Genomic DNA, 17,177 nt, shown 5'->3' on the forward strand with positions numbered 1-17,177 from the left:
GCTTGCCCCAGGGCAAGGCGCTTGACCTCGCCGAATCCGCGCCGGTCGATGGCTTCAACGTCGGCTTCCAGGGCGTCAACGACTACGCCGACATCAAGGGCGCGGACGTGATCATCGTGACCGCAGGCGTGCCACGCAAGCCCGGCATGAGCCGCGACGACCTCCTCGAAATCAACCTCAAGGTGATGGAACAGGTCGGCGCGGGCATCAAGAAGTATGCGCCCGACGCTTTCGTCATCTGTATCACGAACCCGCTCGACGCCATGGTCTGGGCGCTTCAGCGGGTGACCGGCATGCCAAAGAACCAGGTCGTCGGCATGGCTGGCGTGCTCGACGGCTCGCGCTTCCGCTACTTCCTCGCGCGCGAGTTCGACGTGTCGGTCGAAGACGTGACGGCCTTCGTGCTCGGCGGCCACGGTGACACCATGGTTCCGCTCACGCGTTACACAACGGTTGCGGGCATCCCGCTCCCCGACCTCATCAAGATGAACTGGATCACGCATGAGCGCCTGAACGAGATCGTTCAGCGCACGCGCGATGGCGGCGCCGAAGTCGTGAAGCTGCTCAAGACCGGCTCGGCCTATTACGCGCCCGCCGCTTCCGCGATCGAGATGGCCGAATCCTACCTCAAGGACAAGAAGCGCGTCCTGCCTTGCGCCGCCTATCTCACCGGCGAATATGGCGTGAAGGGGCTTTATATCGGCGTGCCGACCGTGATCGGCGCGAAGGGCATGGAACGCGTGATCGAGATCGATCTCAACACGCACGAGCGCCTCGATTTCAACCGCTCCGTCGAGGCTGTGAAGAACCTCGTCGAAGCTTGCGTCCGCATCGCGCCGGGCCTCGCTCAACCCGCTTGACCTAGACGAAAGCCGCCTTGCAGGCGGCTTTCTTTTGCGGCTGTGTAACCCGGACTTTTTGCGGCGCACAATGCCGCCACCCACTCCCACACATTCGAGAGTGCCTCATGAACGTTCACGAATATCAGGCGAAAGCCATTCTGAAAGAATACGGCGTACCTGTGCCGAAGGGCCATGCCGCCTTCACACCGGAAGAGGCCTTCGCAATTGCGAAGGAACTCGGCGGCCCCATCAGCGTCGTGAAGGCGCAGATCCATGCCGGCGGTCGCGGCAAGGGCTCGTTCAAGGAGCCGGAAGCGGGCGAGAAGGGCGGCGTTCGCATCGCCAAGTCGTTCGACGATGTCCGCACCTTCGCGGACGAGATGCTCGGCCGCACGCTCGTGACCGTGCAGACCGGCCCGGAAGGCCGCGTCGTGAAGCGCCTCCTCATCGAAGAGGGCGCGGCGATCAAGCGCGAACTCTATCTCTCTTTCCTCGTGGACCGCGCGACGAGCCGCGTGGCCGTGATCGCCTCGACCGAGGGCGGCATGGACATCGAGGAAGTGGCGCACGACGCCCCCGAGAAGATCCTCACCTTCTCCATCGATCCGGCGTCGGGCTATTCGCAGTTCCATGGCCGCAAGGTGGCCTTCGAACTCGGCCTCGAAGGCGATCAGGTCAAGCAGTGCGTGAAGATGATCGGCAGCCTCTACAAGGCTTTCGTCGAGAAGGACATGAGCCAGCTCGAAATCAATCCGCTGATCGTGACCGAGAAGGGCGATCTCGTCTGTCTCGACGCGAAGCTGAACTTCGACAGCAATGCGCTCTACCGTCATCCCGAGATCGTGGCGCTCCGCGACCTTGAAGAGGAAGACCCGGCGGAAGTGCTCGCGTCCCGCTACGACCTGTCCTACGTGAAGCTCGACGGCAGCATCGGCTGCCTCGTGAACGGCGCCGGACTCGCCATGGCGACAATGGACATCATCAAGCTCTATGGCTCGGAGCCCGCCAACTTCCTCGACGTCGGCGGCGGCGCGACAAAGGAGAAGGTGACGGAAGCCTTCAAGATCATCCTGTCCGACCCGAACGTGAAGGGCATCCTCGTCAACATCTTCGGCGGCATCATGCGCTGCGACATCATCGCGGAAGGCATTATCGCCGCCGCTCGCGAGATGAGCCTCAAGGTGCCGCTCGTCGTGCGCCTCGAAGGCACGAACGTCGAACTCGGCAAGGAGATCATCCGCAATTCCGGTCTCTCCGTGATCCCGGCGGACAACCTCGCGGACGCAGCCGAGAAGATCGTGGCCGAGGTGAAGAAGGCAGCTTGACCGCACAAGGGCCCCTCCACATAGGCTGTGTAACACAGGATATGTGGAGGTGCGCCCATGAAAAACATAACGCTGGCCGTCGAGGATGAAGTGCTGGCGGAGGTGCGCAAATACGCCGCCGCCAACGACACAACCGTAAACGGCCTCGTAAGGGATTATCTCGGAAAGCTCGCCCGTCATCATGGGCGCGCGGCGGAGGCCAGGAAGCAACTGATCGCGCTCGCGGAACAGTCGACTTGCGATCCTGGCGAAAACTGGAAGTGGGACAGGGAGGCGCTGTATGACCGTGGAGTGTTTTCTCGACACGAACATTCTACTGTACGCGGCTTCGAAGAACCCGGCACACCGTTCAAAAAAGACGATAGCGATTAGACTTATCGGAGAGGAGCAGTTCGGTCTTTCGGCGCAGGTTCTGCAGGAGTTCTACGTGAACGCCACCCGGAAGACGGATTACGACATGCGGCCCGCTCTGGCTCTCGAATGGATCGAGAACCTTGAGGAGTTCGCATGCGTCCCGACCGATGTCGCCCTCGTCAAGGCGGCGGTGGCGCTGTCCGCCCGATACCGCATCTCGTATCGGGACGCGGCGATCATCGCTGCGGCGGAAGCGCTCGGCGCAACCACAATCTACACGGAAAACCTGAGCCACGGACAGGCTTACGGCTCCGTCACGGTCGAAAACCCATTCCTCCCCGCGCCGTCAGCGGGCGGCTTCCACGACACCGAACAGTCGCTTCTCTTGAAGGATTAGAACATGGCCATCCTCGTCGACAAAAATACAAAGGTAATCTGCCAGGGCTTTACCGGCGCGCAGGGCACCTTCCACTCCGAGCAGGCAATCGCATACGGCACGAAGATGGTCGGCGGCGTGACACCGGGCAAAGGCGGGTCCACCCATCTCGGCCTCCCCGTCTTCGACACCGTGCTCGATGCCGTCCAGAAGACGGGCGCGAACGCGACCGCGATCTACGTGCCGCCTCCGTTCGCGGCCGACGCCATCCTCGAAGCCATCGACGCGGAAATCCCGCTCATCGTGACCATCACCGAGGGCATCCCGGTCGAGGACATGATCAAGGTTAAGCGCGCGCTCTCCGGCTCGAAGTCGCGGCTCATCGGCCCAAACTGCCCCGGCGTCATTACGCCCGGCGAGTGCAAGATCGGCATCATGCCCGGCCATATTCACAAGCGTGGCAGCGTCGGTATTGTTTCGCGCTCCGGCACGCTTACCTATGAGGCGGTTCATCAGACGACGCTTGCAGGGCTCGGTCAGACGACTTGCATCGGCATCGGCGGCGACCCTGTGAAGGGAACCGAACATATTGATGTGCTCGAAATGCTGCTCGCCGACGACGAGACACAATCGATCATTATGATCGGTGAAATCGGCGGCTCAGCGGAGGAGGAAGCGGCGGATTTCTACAGGACATCCTCGCGCAAGAAGCCGATTGTAGGCTTCATCGCAGGCGTCACAGCACCTCCCGGCCGACGCATGGGCCATGCTGGCGCGATTATTGCTGGCGGCAAAGGCTCAGCCGGCGACAAGATCGAAGCGATGAAGTCTGCCGGTATCGTCGTGTCCCCCTCGCCGGCCGCACTCGGGAGCACGCTCGTCGAAGTTCTCAAAGGCTGATCCGCCGAAAGGCGGGGCGGACAGCCATTCGCCGATGGCAGTGCACCCTCTCTTTTTTGGTGCACCGCCTATTCGGTAACCAGAATGTGAGAGCAAAATTTGCGCAACTGCGCGCGAAATTTGCTCTATGTCCGCTCAAAAGCCTTTTAGGTGATGGTGATCGAAGTGAGACGGGAAAACCTCAACGAAGCGTTCGCGAGGACATCGTTTCTGCACGGTGCGAATGCGGCCTATATCGAAGACCTCTACGAGCGTTTTCAGGAGAACCCGGGGTCTGTTACTGCCGACTGGCGCGCCTTTTTCACCGATCTGAAAGAACGCCGCGGGACCGTCGAGGCCGAGGCTCTTGGTCCTTCGTGGAAGCCGAAAAACGGACATAGCGACGAGGATGGCGACATCCTGAACGCGCTCGCCGCCGACTGGGGGCCGGAAGAGGGCCTTCCGATCAATCGCCGCATTCAGGCGAAGGCCCAGCAGCACGGTGTCGAGATCACCCGCGAGGAGGCGTTCCGGGCCACGCGCGAAAGCGTGCGCGCAATCATGCTCATCCGCGCCTATCGCGTGAACGGCCATCTCATCGGCAATCTCGACCCGCTGCACATCACGCCTTCCGGCTCGCACCCGGAACTCGACCCGAAGACCTACGGCTTCACCGCCTCCGACCTCGATCACCAGATCTACATCGATAATGTTCTCGGCCTCGAAACCGCGACCCTGCGGCAGATCATCGAGATCCTGAAGCGCACCTACAGCGGCACCATCGGGTTCGAGTTCATGCACATCTCCTCGCCGGAGCAGAAGCTTTGGATTCAGGAGCGCATCGAAGGGCCTGACAAGGAAGTCGAGTTCACGGCGCTTGGCAAGAAGGCGATCCTCACGAAGCTCGTCCATGCCGAGGGCTTCGAGCGTTTCCTCGACAAGAAATACACCGGCACGAAGCGCTTCGGCCTTGAAGGCGGCGAGGCAGCGATTCCCGCGCTCGAACAGATCATCAAGCGCGGCGGCCAGCTCGGCGTGAAGGAAATCGTCATCGGCATGCCGCATCGCGGCCGCCTCAATGTGCTCACCAACGTGATGGGCAAGCCCTTCCGCGCGCTGTTCCACGAGTTCAAGGGCGGCTCGGCCAACCCCGAGGACGTCGAAGGCTCGGGCGACGTGAAATATCACCTTGGCGTGTCAAGCGACCGCGAGTTCGACGGCAATTCCGTGCATCTCTCGCTCACCGCGAACCCGTCGCATCTCGAAATCGTAGATCCCGTCGTGCTCGGCAAGGTGCGCGCGAAGCAGGACCAGCTCGGCGACAAGACGCGCTCGGAAGTTCTCCCGCTTTTGATGCACGGCGATGCCGCCTTCGCGGGGCAGGGCGTCGTCGCGGAGTGCTTCGGCCTCTCGGGCCTGAAGGGCCACCGCACCGGCGGCTCGATCCACTTCATCATCAATAACCAGATCGGCTTCACCACCGCGCCGCGCTTCTCGCGCTCATCGCCATATCCGTCGGACATCGCGCGCATGATCGAGGCGCCGATCTTCCACGTGAACGGCGACGATCCGGAAGCCGTGGTCTACTGCGCGCGCGTCGCGACCGAATTTCGTCAGCGCTTCCACAAGCCCGTCGTCATCGACATGATCTGCTACCGGCGACACGGCCATAACGAGGGCGACGAGCCGTCCTTCACGCAGCCGCTCATGTACAAGAAGATCCGCCAGCAGCAGAGCGTGGTGTCGATCTACTCGAAGCGACTCGCGGATGAGAACCTCGTGAAGGAGGAAGAGGCCGAGAAGCTGAAATCCACCTTCTGGGACAAGCTCGAACAGGAGTTCATCGCGTCCGAAAGCTACCGGCCGAACAAGGCCGACTGGCTCGATGGGCGGTGGTCGTCGATTACGCTGCCCGAGGAAGGCCCGCGTCGCGGCAATACCGGCGTCGATCTCGACAAGCTGCGCCGCATCGGCGAAAAGCTGACCGAGTTGCCGAAAGGCTTCACCGCGCACAAGACGATCGAGCGCTTCCTCGCCAACCGCCGCAAGACGATCGAGGAAGGCAAGGGCATCGACTGGTCGATGGCGGAGGCGCTCGCCCTCGGCACTCTCCTCGATGAAGGCTACCCAGTTCGCCTGTCGGGTCAGGACGTGGAGCGCGGCACCTTCTCGCAGCGCCACGCGGTGCTCACCGATCAGGAGAACGAGGAGCAGTTCACGCCGCTGAACCACCTGTCCGACACTCAGGCGCGCATCGAAATCGTGAATTCGATGTTGTCCGAGGAGGCGGTTCTCGGCTTCGAATATGGCTATAGCCTCGCGGAGCCGAACGCGCTCGTGCTATGGGAAGCGCAGTTCGGGGACTTCGCGAACGGCGCGCAGGTCGTCATCGACCAGTTCCTCGCGAGCGGCGAACGTAAATGGCTCCGCATGTCGGGCCTCGTGCTCATGCTGCCGCACGGCTATGAAGGGCAGGGGCCGGAGCATTCCTCCGCGCGCCTAGAACGCTACCTTCAGCTTTCCGCCGAGGACAATTGGCAGGTCGCGAACTGCACCACGCCCGCGAACTACTTCCACATCCTCCGCCGCCAGCTTCATCGCAGCTTCAGGAAGCCGCTGATCCTGATGACGCCGAAATCGCTCCTCAGGCACAAGCGCGTGGTCTCGTCGCTCGACAGGTTCGGCTCGGGAACGACATTCCACCGCGTTCTCTGGGACAGCGCGCAGGTCGGCAAGAGCGAGACGGTCAAGCTCGTCCGCGACGAGGCCATCAAGCGCGTCGTGCTCTGCACCGGCAAGGTCTATTACGACCTGTTCGAAGAGCGCGAGAGTCGCGGCACCAACGATATCTACCTGATGCGTCTGGAGCAGCTTTATCCCTTCCCGGCGCGCGCGCTCATTCAGGAGCTGTCGCGCTTCCCGAACGCCGAAATCGTCTGGTGTCAGGAAGAGCCGAAGAATCAGGGCGCGTGGACGTTCGTCGAAAGCAACATCGAGTGGGTCCTCGATCACATCGGCGCGGAAACGCGGCGCCCCCGTTATGTCGGGCGGCCTGCCTGCGCGTCGACCGCCGCCGGTTTGATGAGCAAGCATACGGCGGAGTTACACGCGTTCCTCGACGAGGCTTTGACGGTGCTGGGCTGAGTTCGGCGTATAGATCGATCCGCGATCGGACGGCGAGCCGGTTGCGGATTCGGTCGGCAGACAGGACAGGAGCGTCGGTCGCGGTGTGTTGGCCGGGCGCGGATGCGTGATCCTTGCGAGCGGTGTCGCTCGCTCGGTCGCGCCGGACGATGTGAGATCGCGGTCGCCTTCATTCGGGGGCGGTCACGGTCTGGTTTTCAGGGGGCTTCCGGGCGCGAAGCGGCTCGGAGCGGGCAAATGCGCCTCGGAATGAGGCTGTTGAAGGATTTATGCATGACCACGGAAATCGTCGTTCCCACGCTTGGCGAATCAGTCACAGAAGCGACCGTTGGCCGATGGTTCAAGAAACCGGGCGAAGCCGTGAAGGCGGATGAGGCTCTTGCCGAGCTTGAGACCGACAAGGTCACGCTCGAAGTGAATGCCCCGGCGGCGGGGGTTATCGCCGAAATCCTCGTCAAGGAAGGCGAAACAGTTGGCGTCGGCGCGCTGCTCGGCACGATCGCGGAAGGCGCGGCCGCGGCCGCGATGGGCGCTTCCAAGCCCGCCGAAAAGCCCGCCCAGGCCCAGGTCGCTTCCGCCGCTCAGGTAGCAACCCCGAGCGCTGTTCAAGCCGCCTCGCCCCGCTCGCCGAACGTCGATGTGCTCGCGCCGTCCGTGCGCCGCATCGCCGAGGAAACGGGCATCAATCCCGCCACCGTTTCGGGCACCGGCAAGGATGGCCGTGTGACAAAGGGCGATATGCTTTCGGTAATCGAGGGCGGTGCAGCCTCTGCGTCCGCCGCGCCGAGCTCCTTCTTCGAGAAGGCGCCGTCGCCGGCTCCCGCCGTCCGTCCCGCCGCGCCGCGCACAATTGAAGCGCGCGAGGAGCGCGTGCGTATGACGAAGCTTCGCCAGACTATCGCGCGCCGCCTCAAGGAAGCGCAGAACAACGCCGCGATGCTGACCACCTTCAACGAGGTGGACATGTCGACGATCATGGATTTGCGCAACCGCTACAAGACGATCTTCGAGAAGAAGCACGGCACGAAGCTCGGCTTCATGGGCTTCTTCGTGAAGGCGGTGCTGCATGCGCTGCACGACGTTCCGAGCGTCAACGCGGAGATCGACGGCGACGACATCATCTACAAGAATTTCTACCATATCGGTATCGCGGTCGGTACGGATCGCGGCCTCGTCGTGCCCGTGGTGCGCGACGCAGACCACAAGTCCGTCGCCGAGATCGAAAAGGAGATCACGGGCTTCGGCGTGAAGGCGCGCGACGGCAAGCTCAGCCTTGAAGAGATGCAGGGCGGCACGTTTACCATCTCGAACGGCGGCGTTTACGGTTCGCTCATGTCGACGCCGATCCTGAATGCGCCGCAGTCGGGCATCCTCGGCATGCACAAGATTCAAGAGCGGCCGGTCGTCGTGAACGGCAAGATCGAGATCCGGCCGATGATGTATCTCGCGCTGTCCTACGATCACCGGCTCGTCGACGGCAAGGAAGCCGTGACGTTCCTCGTGCATGTGAAGGATGCGCTGGAAGATCCGCAGCGTCTCATTCTCGACCTTTAGCGCCCGCAACGCGCGGAGCGGGGCTTGCTGCGCGCTGGTGCTGCAAACGAATCGACGGCGCGGACAATAGGCGACACACATACGGCCGGCACCTGTCCGGCGACCTGGGATATATTGGAGACACGCATGGCTGATGCGTACGACCTTATCGTTATCGGAAGCGGCCCCGGCGGCTATGTCTGCGCCATCCGCGCGGCGCAGCTCGGCCTCAAGACCGCGATCGTGGAAAAGAACCCGACCTTCGGCGGCACCTGCCTCAATGTCGGCTGTATCCCCTCGAAGGCGCTGCTGCACGCGTCCGAGCTTTACGAGGAAGCGGGCCACGGTTTCGCGGGGATGGGCATCAAGGTGAAGCCCGAACTCGATCTCGCGGCGATGATGAAATACAAGGCCGAGGGCATCGACGGGAACGTCAAGGGCGTCGAATATCTCCTGAAGAAGAACAAGATCGATACCCATCGCGGCACGGGCCGCGTTGCGGGCGCGGGCAAGGTGTCGGTCACGGCGGCTGACGGCGCGGTCGAGACGCTGGTGTCGAAGGCCATTGTCATCGCCACCGGCTCCGACATTGTGCGGCTGCCGGGCATCGAGATCGACGAGAAGCGCGTCGTTTCCTCCACCGGCGCGCTCGACCTTGACCGGGTTCCCGAGCATCTCGTCGTGATCGGCGGCGGTGTGATCGGCCTCGAACTCGGCTCCGTCTGGCGCAGACTTGGCGCGAAGGTTACGGTCGTGGAATTCCTCGACCGCATCCTGCCCGGGATGGATAATGAAGTGGTCAAAAGCTTCCAGCGCATCCTCGAAAAGCAGGGCGTGGCTTTCCGCGTCAGCCAGAAGGTGATGGGCGTAAAGGCGAACGGCAAAGGCCCGCTCAAGGTGGCGGTTGCTCCGGCCGCGGGCGATGGCGCGACGGAGGAATTCGAGGCGAGCCACGTGCTCGTTGCCGTCGGCCGCGTGCCCTACACCGAAGGGCTCGGCCTCGAAGAAGCGGGCGTTGCCATCGACAACAAGCGCCGCATCGTCGTCGACGATCATTTCCAGACGAACGTGCCCGGCATCTATGCCATCGGCGACGTGATCCGCGGGCCGATGCTTGCACACAAGGCGGAAGACGAGGGCGTGGCCGTCGCGGAGAACCTCGCGGGCAAGGCCGGTCACGTGAATTACGGCGTCATCCCCGGCGTGATCTACACCTATCCCGAGGTCGCGAGCGTCGGGAAGACGGAGGAGAGCCTGAAGGCGGCGGGCGTCGAATATACGGTCGGCAAGTTCCCGTTCACCGCGAACGGTCGCGCCAAGGTGAACCGGCAGACCGAAGGTTTCGTGAAGATCCTCGCGGACGCGAAGACGGACCGCGTGCTCGGCGTGCATATCCTCGGGCCGGACGCGGGCAACATGATCGCGGAAGCGGCGGTCTTGATGGAGTTCGGCGGCTCGGCGGAAGACCTCGCGCGCACCTGCCATGCGCACCCGACACTGCCTGAAGCGGTGAAGGAAGCGGCGCTCGCGGTCGGCAAGCGAGCGATCCACGTCTGAGGAACGCCTCCGACGCCCGCGAGGCGTGGTTTCGGAGGCGAAACACATCAAGGCGGTTTTCAACGGGCTTTCATTGGAAGCGGCCCGTTGCGCTCGGGGGCGTAAGGTGCTGCGTCGGCATGACCGATCAGCCTGCGGTCAGATGCGCGCGTTAGCTTCATGGCCTGATAAACGCTGCGGACGGGACGTTTACGTTTTTTCGCCGGCGTCACCTTTTGATCGTCTTTTCGCTCTTATGTGCGGCAGTAGGTGCCGTCTGGCGTTCGGCTCCGTCGTGCGATGGCGCGGGCGTTAAGCGACGATTCAGGACAGGTTCTTTACGGTCGGGAAGCGGTTTTCCGGTGACGTCGGGAGCAAACTGCAATTCCAGCCGCGTCAGCGCGGACGGATCGAGGGGGACGGATGAGACTTCGCTTCGCGTTCTGGCTCGCTTCTCTGGCGGCGGTCGCCGGGGCGACGCCGATGCCGCACTCTGCGATGGCACAAGGCTTTGGCCAGCCGATGCGTGGCCCGACCAACATCCTCGGTCGCAGCTATCCCGGCAAGATCAAGGCAATCGGGGTGGAGAGCATGACCGTCAATCTGCGCGAGGGCGGCCCGCAGACCGTGCTTTACTCAGACATTTGGCGGCTCAGGCGCTCGTTCGCGTCCGATGAGCCGAATGGTTCTTCCATCGTGGATTTCGGTAACAACCGCATGTTCATTGCCGCGTCATTCGATGCGCTTGTCGCTGAAGTGAGCAAGAAACTGCCGCTGACCAAATTCACGGCGCCCAACGGCGACACGATCTATCTCGTGGCGAACAAGGTGACAGACATCACGGGCGCGATTCCCGGCCTGCATAACCCGGCGAGCAAGACGGTTGTCGGCACGCGCAACGGCTCGCAGCAGGTGCTAGAAACGATCGCCGATACGAAGAAGGTCATCGCGGCCGCGAGCATCGCGAGGTAGGCGAACACGAGTTTGCCGTAGGGGCTTGTCATGTGGCGAGTTGGAGTGGATCTCGGGGGGACGAAGATCGAGGCGCTTGCCTTGTCGCCCGAGGGCAAGGAGCGGGCGCGCCTCCGAATGGCTACGCCGCGCGGCGATTACGAAGTCACGCTCGATGCGATTGCGGCGCTCGTTGCGCGCTGCGTCGATGGCCTGCCGCCGCCCGACATCGCGGGCGTTGGGGTTGGCATCCCGGGAAGCCTTTCGCCCGCAACCGGCCTCGTTCGCAATGCCAATTCCACATGGCTGAACGGGAAGCCGCTGCATCGCGATCTGCAAGCGCGTTTGCCTTGGCCCTGCGTCGTCGAAAACGACGCGAACTGTTTTGCGCTGTCCGAGGCGGCTGATGGGGCGGGCGCGGGCTATCGCACCGTTTTCGGCGTGATAATAGGCACGGGCGTCGGCGGCGGCATCGTGATCGAGGGGCGCTCGCATCTGGGGCTGAACGCGCTGGGCGGCGAGTGGGGGCACAACGCTCTCCCCTGGCCCGACGCGGATGAATGGCCGGGCGAGCCCTGCTATTGCGGCAAGCGCGGCTGTATCGAAACCTTCCTCAGCGGTCCGGCGCTCCAGCGCCAGTATGCCGCGCTTTCGGGGGAAACCGTCGCCGCGAAGACCATTTCCGAGCGAGCAGGGGCGGGCGAAGCGGCGGCCATTGCGGCGCTCGAAACCTATTCGCGGAGGTTGGCGAAGGCGCTCGCTTCGGTTGTCGATATTCTCGATCCCGACGTCATCGTGTTTGGCGGCGGGGTCTCCAACATCGAAGCGGTCATCACCGGAGCCGCGCACCGGTTGCCCGATTGGGCCTTTTCCGACAGTTTCGCAACACCGCTGCTGAAGAACCGCTGGGGCGACTCGAGCGGCGTCCGGGGCGCTGCACGCCTAATAATACTCGGGTAACTCCATTATAATTCCGGAGTTACCCGAGCAATATCACTGCAAAACGTGAAGTTATTACAGATTGGTGCTTACAAACCAATTATGCCGGAGTGATAACGCGCTGTTCCGGAGGTTGCATCACCTATTCGGATGAAATTTGGCATAGGCAGCTATGTTTGCGCGATTTGTTGCATTCCGGTTACAGATGGAAAAGGTGATTTGTCGGAAGCGCACAGCGCAGCAAGTTTTTTTGCAAAAGCGTTGTGATCGGATTTCATTCAGCTTTTCCGATGCGGCAACGTGGCCTTCGCACGCAGGAGGTGCAGAGAAGCCGCCGCCGATTGCGGTTTGCCCGGTTGCACGGTCTGGCAGGTTTGAGACGCGAGGCTGCGCGCTGCAAACCAAGCCGCCGGTGGCATATCGGGCGAGACGTGGCGGGATGACGTCGCCAGTGCGGGCGGTCAGGAAAAAATCTTGCCGCGCTTGTCGAGGCGTTGCAGCACGGCAGGAAGGACTTCCGTCAGATCCTCCGCGATGAGGCCGGGTCCGTAAGTCGTCGCGAGTTCTCCGTGGATCCAGACCGCCGCCGACGCCGCGTCGAAGGCAGCCATGCCCTGCGCGAGAAGGCCGGTGACGAGGCCCGCGAGAACGTCGCCCGAGCCCGCTGTGGCAAGCCATGGCGGTGCGTTTTCGCTGATCGCGGCCAGCCCGTCAGGGGCAGCCACCACGGTATCCGCGCCCTTCAGGATGATGACGGCGCCGGATAGCTCAGCCGCACGGCGCGCCCTTTCAAGCTTCGACACCTCGTCTTCGAGCTCCGGGAAGACCTTGAGGAATTCGCCCTCGTGCGGTGTCATGATCGTCGGCGCCGGGCGTGCCCGGATCTGTTCGAAAAGCTCGGCGGGCGCGTCCTCGAATGCCGTGATGCCCTCCGCGTCGAGGACTGCGACCGCGTCGCTTGCCAGCACGCTCAGGACGAGATCTTTCACTTCGGGATCGCGTCCCGCGCCGGGACCGATCAGCGTCGCGCGGATGCGAGGGTCGGACAAATAGTCTGAGAGCCCAGCCGCACCGTCGAAGGGGGCGACCATGATCGCGGTGAGTTGCGCGGCGTTGATGTAGAAGGCGGCTTTCGACGTGGCCACGGTGACGAGGCCTGCACCGGAGCGTAGCGCCGCGCGCGCCGCAAGCCGCGCCGCGCCCGTGCTCTCCATCGGGCCCGAGACGATGACCGCGTGCCCGCGATCGTATTTGTGTCCGTCGAGGCGCAGCTTCGGATAATAACGCAGCCAGAAATCGGGGTCGTTCGCGAAGGTCCGTGGCGCGATGTCGGCCAGCACCGTCGCGGGGATGCCGATCTCGACGGCGCGAACGTCGCCGCAATAAAGGCGGCCAGGTAGCAGCACATGCCCGGTCTTACGCCGGAAAAAGGTGATCGTCGCCGCCGCCTTGAAGGCGAGACCCCGCACGTTACCGCGCGTCGCGTCGATGCCGGTCGGCACGTCAACGGAGACCACCGGCAGCTTGCGCGCGGTCACTTCCTCGATGATCTGCGCCACCGCGCCGCCGATGTCGTCGCGCAAGCCCGTGCCGAAAATCGCATCGACAATGATCTGCGCGCCTTCAAGCGACTGGAGCGACAAGGGCTCAATGGCCTCATCCCAGCGCCGCGCCATTTCCTTGGGATCGCGGTGCAGCTCCTCCTGCTTGCCGAGGAGGGCGAGACGCACCTGATAGCCGCGCTCGCGCAGATAGCGCGCGCAGACGAACCCGTCGCCGCCATTGTTACCCGGTCCGCACAGCACCGTGACGCGGCTGCCACGGGGATAGCGGCGCACCACCTCCTCCGCGACCGCGCGGCCCGCGTTCTCCATCATGGTGAGCGTGGACGTTCCGGCCTCGGCGGCAAGTTGCTCGGCGCGGGCCATTTCTTCGGAGGTCAGAAGTTCAAGCAAGGCGAGCCTGCGTAGTGCGGGGTTTTACACGATACCATTAGAGGGACTTGTGCGGCGAATGTAGCGAAAATTTGCACATGGCGAAAGAAAAGCGATGCGCGTCGAGCGCTGCTGGTAAACTCCGGCTTTCCACTTTCGCCGTGAGATCGACCGGCTCCCTGCCGGGGGAGGCGCCCCGGGGCGCCGCGCGGTGCATTGCCGCGCGGAACATTTTTGCTCCTCTGCGTAATTTTCGAGCAATACGTCTGCTTTTTTGGCAGAGTGGTTTCGTTTCGTGAGCCTTAACCTTTGTTGCCAAAGAGTGAAGGTGTTTGGCACGGGCTATGCTTGCGTCGCGAGACAGTGATTTTCGCCCCGTTCGGAGGAATCGATCCGTCATGAAAAAAATTGAGGCGGTCATAAAGCCTTTCAAACTCGATGAAGTTAAAGAGGCGCTTCAGGAAATCGGCCTGCAGGGTATTACCGTGACGGAAGCCAAGGGCTTTGGGCGTCAGAAGGGTCATACGGAGCTTTATCGCGGCGCTGAATATGTTGTCGATTTTCTGCCCAAAGTGAAAATTGAGATTGTGCTTCCCGAAGACATGGTGGAAAAAGCCTGCGAAGCGATCAAGAACAGCGCGAGAACCGGGCGCATCGGCGACGGAAAGATCTTTATTCTCAATGTTGAAGACGCGATCCGCATCCGCACGGGTGAAACTGGTACTGAGGCGATTTAGCCTGCTGACCTGCCTCATCAAACCAATAATATCCGAACCCACACCATTCCATCCGGCGCTCACGCGCTGAACATCACCTCACGGCTAACAGGACGAGGGAGTTACATGGCTAACGCTAGCGAAGTTGTTAAGAAACTGAAGGACGAAGACATTCGTTTCGTCGATCTCCGCTTTACCGATCCGCGCGGCAAATTGCAGCACGTGACCATGGAAACGAGCGAGATGGGCGAGGATGCCTTCGCCGAAGGCATCATGTTCGACGGTTCCTCGATCGCCGGCTGGAAGGCGATCAACGAAAGCGACATGACGCTGATGCCGGACCCCGAGACGGCTCACCTCGATCCGTTCTTCGCGCAGTCCACGCTCGCGATCTTCTGCGACATTCTTGAGCCGGCCACCGGCGAGCGCTATGAGCGCGACCCGCGCGGCATCGCTCGCAAGGCCGAGGCTTATCTGAAGCAGACCGGCATCGGCGATACGGCTTATTTCGGTCCGGAAGCTGAATTCTTCATCTTCGACGACGTTCGTTTCTCGGCCGACCCGTACAATTGCGGTTATCGCCTCGACTCGTCCGAGCTGCCCTCCAACATGGGCACCGAGTACGAGATGGGCAACCTCGGCCATCGTCCGCGCACGAAGGGCGGCTACTTCCCGGTTCCGCCGGTCGACAGCGCTCAGGACATCCGCTCCGAGATGCTCTCGACGATGGCTGCCATGGGCGTCAAGACCGAGAAGCACCACCACGAAGTTGCGGCCGCCCAGCACGAACTCGGTATCAAGTTCGGTACGCTGACCACCACCGCAGACGCGATGCAGATCTACAAGTACGTGACCCACAACGTCGCCCAGTCCTACGGCAAGACGGCCACCTTCATGCCGAAGCCGGTCTTCGGCGACAACGGTTCGGGCATGCACGTCCACCAGTCGATCTGGAAGGGCTCAGAGCCGGTGTTCGCGGGTAGCGAATATGCCGACCTTTCGGAAACCTGCCTGTTCTACATCGGCGGTATCCTGAAGCACGCGAAGGCGCTGAACGCGTTCACCAACCCGTCGACGAACTCCTACAAGCGTCTCGTCCCGGGCTATGAAGCGCCGGTGCTTCGCGCTTATTCCTCGCGCAACCGTTCGGCCTCGTGCCGTATCCCGGTCGTGTCGAGCCCGAAGGGCAAGCGCGTCGAAGTCCGCTTCCCCGATCCGACTGCGAACCCCTACCTCGCGTTCTCCGCGATGCTGATGGCCGGCCTCGACGGCATCAAGAACCGTATCCATCCCGGCCAGCCGATGGACAAGAACCTGTACGACCTGCCGGAAGCGGAACTCCGCGAAATCCCGACGGTTTGCGGTTCGCTCCAGGAAGCCATCGACTCGCTCGACGCAGACCGCACCTTCCTCAAGGAAGGCGGCGTCTTCACGGACGACCAGATCGATGCGTACATCGCGCTGAAGGTTGAGGAAATCGACCGCTTCCGCATGATGCCGCACCCGATCGAGTTCGAGATGTATTACTCGGCCTAAAGGCTCGATCGCGCGGTGCCTCGCATCGCTGTCTACGCAGAAAAACGAAGGCCGGGATCGCTCCCGGCCTTTTTTGTTGGTTCGAGTTCGCACTGTCTTTTGGGGGCGGCGAAGCAGACGCTCGGCGCGGAGGCTCCACGCGTTCCGCGTTATTTGCCCACGAAGGTCCCGCGCGTGCGAGGAGCCGATAGAGCTCTTCTCGAGCATCGCTCCCACTGCCCGTAGCGACCCAATGCCGACGAGGACAACGTCGCTCTTCGTCCGGGGGTTGAGCTGGCACGGTATCGGTTCCGCTTGGGGCGGATCATTCGCCCATTCAGATGCACGCCGCCGCTGATCGGCGCGGCCTCGCGGGCAGATGTCCTCTTGGCTCGCGCTGGCGGGCGGGAGGACTATTCGTGGCGTCGACGGAGATTTCACGGGGACGCGTGAATCGGCCGCGGCGAAAGGCCGAAGATGTAGGCGCAACGATGGCGCCTTCAGCCGCGCCAGTGCAGCGCGCAGAGCAGCGTGAACAGCCGCCGCGACGTCGCCGTGTCCATTCGGACCTTGCCTTCAAGCCGCTCCTGAAGGAGCTGGCTGCCATCGTCATGGAGCGCGCGACGTGCCATGTCGAGCGCCTCGATGCGGCTCGGCGGAGCCGTCTTGATCGCCTCGAAATAGCTCTCGCAAATAAGGAAGTAGTCTTTAACTACCCTGCGGAACGGGTTCAGCGACAGGATGAAGGTTGCGTCGGCTTCCGCGGCTCCGTTCGTCCGCACCGCGAGGACGAGCTTCTGCTCGATCATCGCGATGTCTAGCTTGTACGGCCCCGCCGGTCCGGCGATCAGCTCGAAGGCGTTCTCTTCCAGCAAATCGAAGATCGCTACCCGGCGCTCATGCTCGACTTCGAGCGCGTTCGCGCCCATCGAAGCCTCGTCGATGTTGACTTCGATCAGCCGCGCCGAAGGGTCTACCTCAGTTCGCTCCGGCATGGCGTGCGCCTCAATCCGATCCGTTTGTTCTGACCGCGACCGACTGGCGATGGCCGAACAGGCCCTCCGCCTCGGCGAGTGTCATCGTGGGAGCCGCCAGCAGGGCAAGGCTTTCCCGGCTGAGCTTCAGGAGCGACG

At 62.6% G+C, this 17,177-nt stretch carries 14 protein-coding genes; 12 read left to right on the forward strand and 2 right to left on the reverse strand.

What is annotated here, in order from left to right:
• The 10 genes from mdh to T281_RS10980 form a co-directional block, all read left to right on the forward strand.
• Positions 1-860 (forward strand): malate dehydrogenase (gene mdh, locus T281_RS10935; RefSeq protein WP_037238483.1); only part of this gene is annotated, 860 nt, incomplete at its 5' end.
• A 107-nt stretch (positions 861-967) separates the two neighbouring features.
• Entirely contained in the window at positions 968-2,167 is a 1,200-nt protein-coding gene (gene sucC / locus T281_RS10940) for an ADP-forming succinate--CoA ligase subunit beta (protein WP_037238485.1), read from the forward strand.
• Between the two features lie 57 nt (positions 2,168-2,224).
• Positions 2,225-2,539, forward strand: a complete 315-nt coding sequence (locus tag T281_RS18780; protein WP_155955213.1) for a hypothetical protein — start codon at positions 2,225-2,227, stop codon at positions 2,537-2,539.
• Entirely contained in the window at positions 2,448-2,918 is a 471-nt protein-coding gene (locus tag T281_RS10950) for a PIN domain-containing protein (protein WP_037238489.1), read from the forward strand. The genes T281_RS18780 and T281_RS10950 overlap by 92 nt, the downstream gene beginning before the upstream one ends.
• A 3-nt stretch (positions 2,919-2,921) precedes the next feature.
• Complete coding sequence (gene sucD / locus T281_RS10955; RefSeq protein ID WP_037238491.1) at positions 2,922-3,797, forward strand: succinate--CoA ligase subunit alpha; 876 nt, start codon at positions 2,922-2,924, stop codon at positions 3,795-3,797.
• Positions 3,798-3,950: 153 nt separating this feature from the next.
• Positions 3,951-6,920 carry a 2-oxoglutarate dehydrogenase E1 component gene (locus T281_RS10960; protein WP_081796733.1) on the forward strand — a complete coding sequence of 990 codons (2,970 nt, stop codon included), beginning with the start codon at positions 3,951-3,953 and terminating at the stop codon, positions 6,918-6,920.
• A 273-nt stretch (positions 6,921-7,193) separates the two neighbouring features.
• A complete protein-coding gene (gene odhB / locus T281_RS10965; protein ID WP_037238511.1) occupies positions 7,194-8,474 on the forward strand; it encodes a 2-oxoglutarate dehydrogenase complex dihydrolipoyllysine-residue succinyltransferase in 1,281 nt (426 codons plus the stop codon).
• 126 nt (positions 8,475-8,600) lie between these two features.
• Complete coding sequence (gene lpdA, locus T281_RS10970) at positions 8,601-10,010, forward strand: dihydrolipoyl dehydrogenase (RefSeq protein WP_037238495.1); 1,410 nt, start codon at positions 8,601-8,603, stop codon at positions 10,008-10,010.
• A 402-nt stretch (positions 10,011-10,412) separates the two neighbouring features.
• Positions 10,413-10,961, forward strand: coding sequence for a hypothetical protein (locus T281_RS10975; protein ID WP_037238499.1), 549 nt, complete (start codon positions 10,413-10,415; stop codon positions 10,959-10,961).
• Between the two features lie 30 nt (positions 10,962-10,991).
• Entirely contained in the window at positions 10,992-11,900 is a 909-nt protein-coding gene (locus T281_RS10980) for an ROK family protein (RefSeq protein ID WP_037238502.1), read from the forward strand.
• Between the two features lie 440 nt (positions 11,901-12,340).
• Here T281_RS10980 and T281_RS10985 read toward each other — a convergent pair whose 3' ends face one another.
• Positions 12,341-13,834: an NAD(P)H-hydrate dehydratase gene (locus tag T281_RS10985; protein ID WP_081796734.1), complete on the reverse strand. Its 1,494-nt coding sequence runs from the start codon at positions 13,832-13,834 to the stop codon at positions 12,341-12,343.
• A gap of 377 nt (positions 13,835-14,211) precedes the next feature.
• On the opposite strand from T281_RS10985, the gene T281_RS10990 reads away from it, so the two are divergent.
• Both T281_RS10990 and glnA read left to right on the forward strand, forming a co-directional pair.
• On the forward strand, positions 14,212-14,550 hold the full coding sequence (locus tag T281_RS10990; RefSeq protein ID WP_013418230.1) for a P-II family nitrogen regulator: 339 nt from the start codon (positions 14,212-14,214) through the stop codon (positions 14,548-14,550).
• Between the two features lie 105 nt (positions 14,551-14,655).
• On the forward strand, positions 14,656-16,065 hold the full coding sequence (gene glnA, locus T281_RS10995) for a type I glutamate--ammonia ligase (RefSeq protein WP_013418231.1): 1,410 nt from the start codon (positions 14,656-14,658) through the stop codon (positions 16,063-16,065).
• Positions 16,066-16,544: 479 nt separating this feature from the next.
• Here glnA and T281_RS11000 read toward each other — a convergent pair whose 3' ends face one another.
• Positions 16,545-17,039: a UPF0262 family protein gene (locus T281_RS11000; RefSeq protein ID WP_013418232.1), complete on the reverse strand. Its 495-nt coding sequence runs from the start codon at positions 17,037-17,039 to the stop codon at positions 16,545-16,547.
• Between the last annotated feature and the right edge of the window lie 138 nt (positions 17,040-17,177).

The organism is Rhodomicrobium udaipurense JA643 (assembly GCF_000636015.1).
Lineage (GTDB): Bacteria > Pseudomonadota > Alphaproteobacteria > Rhizobiales > Rhodomicrobiaceae > Rhodomicrobium > Rhodomicrobium udaipurense.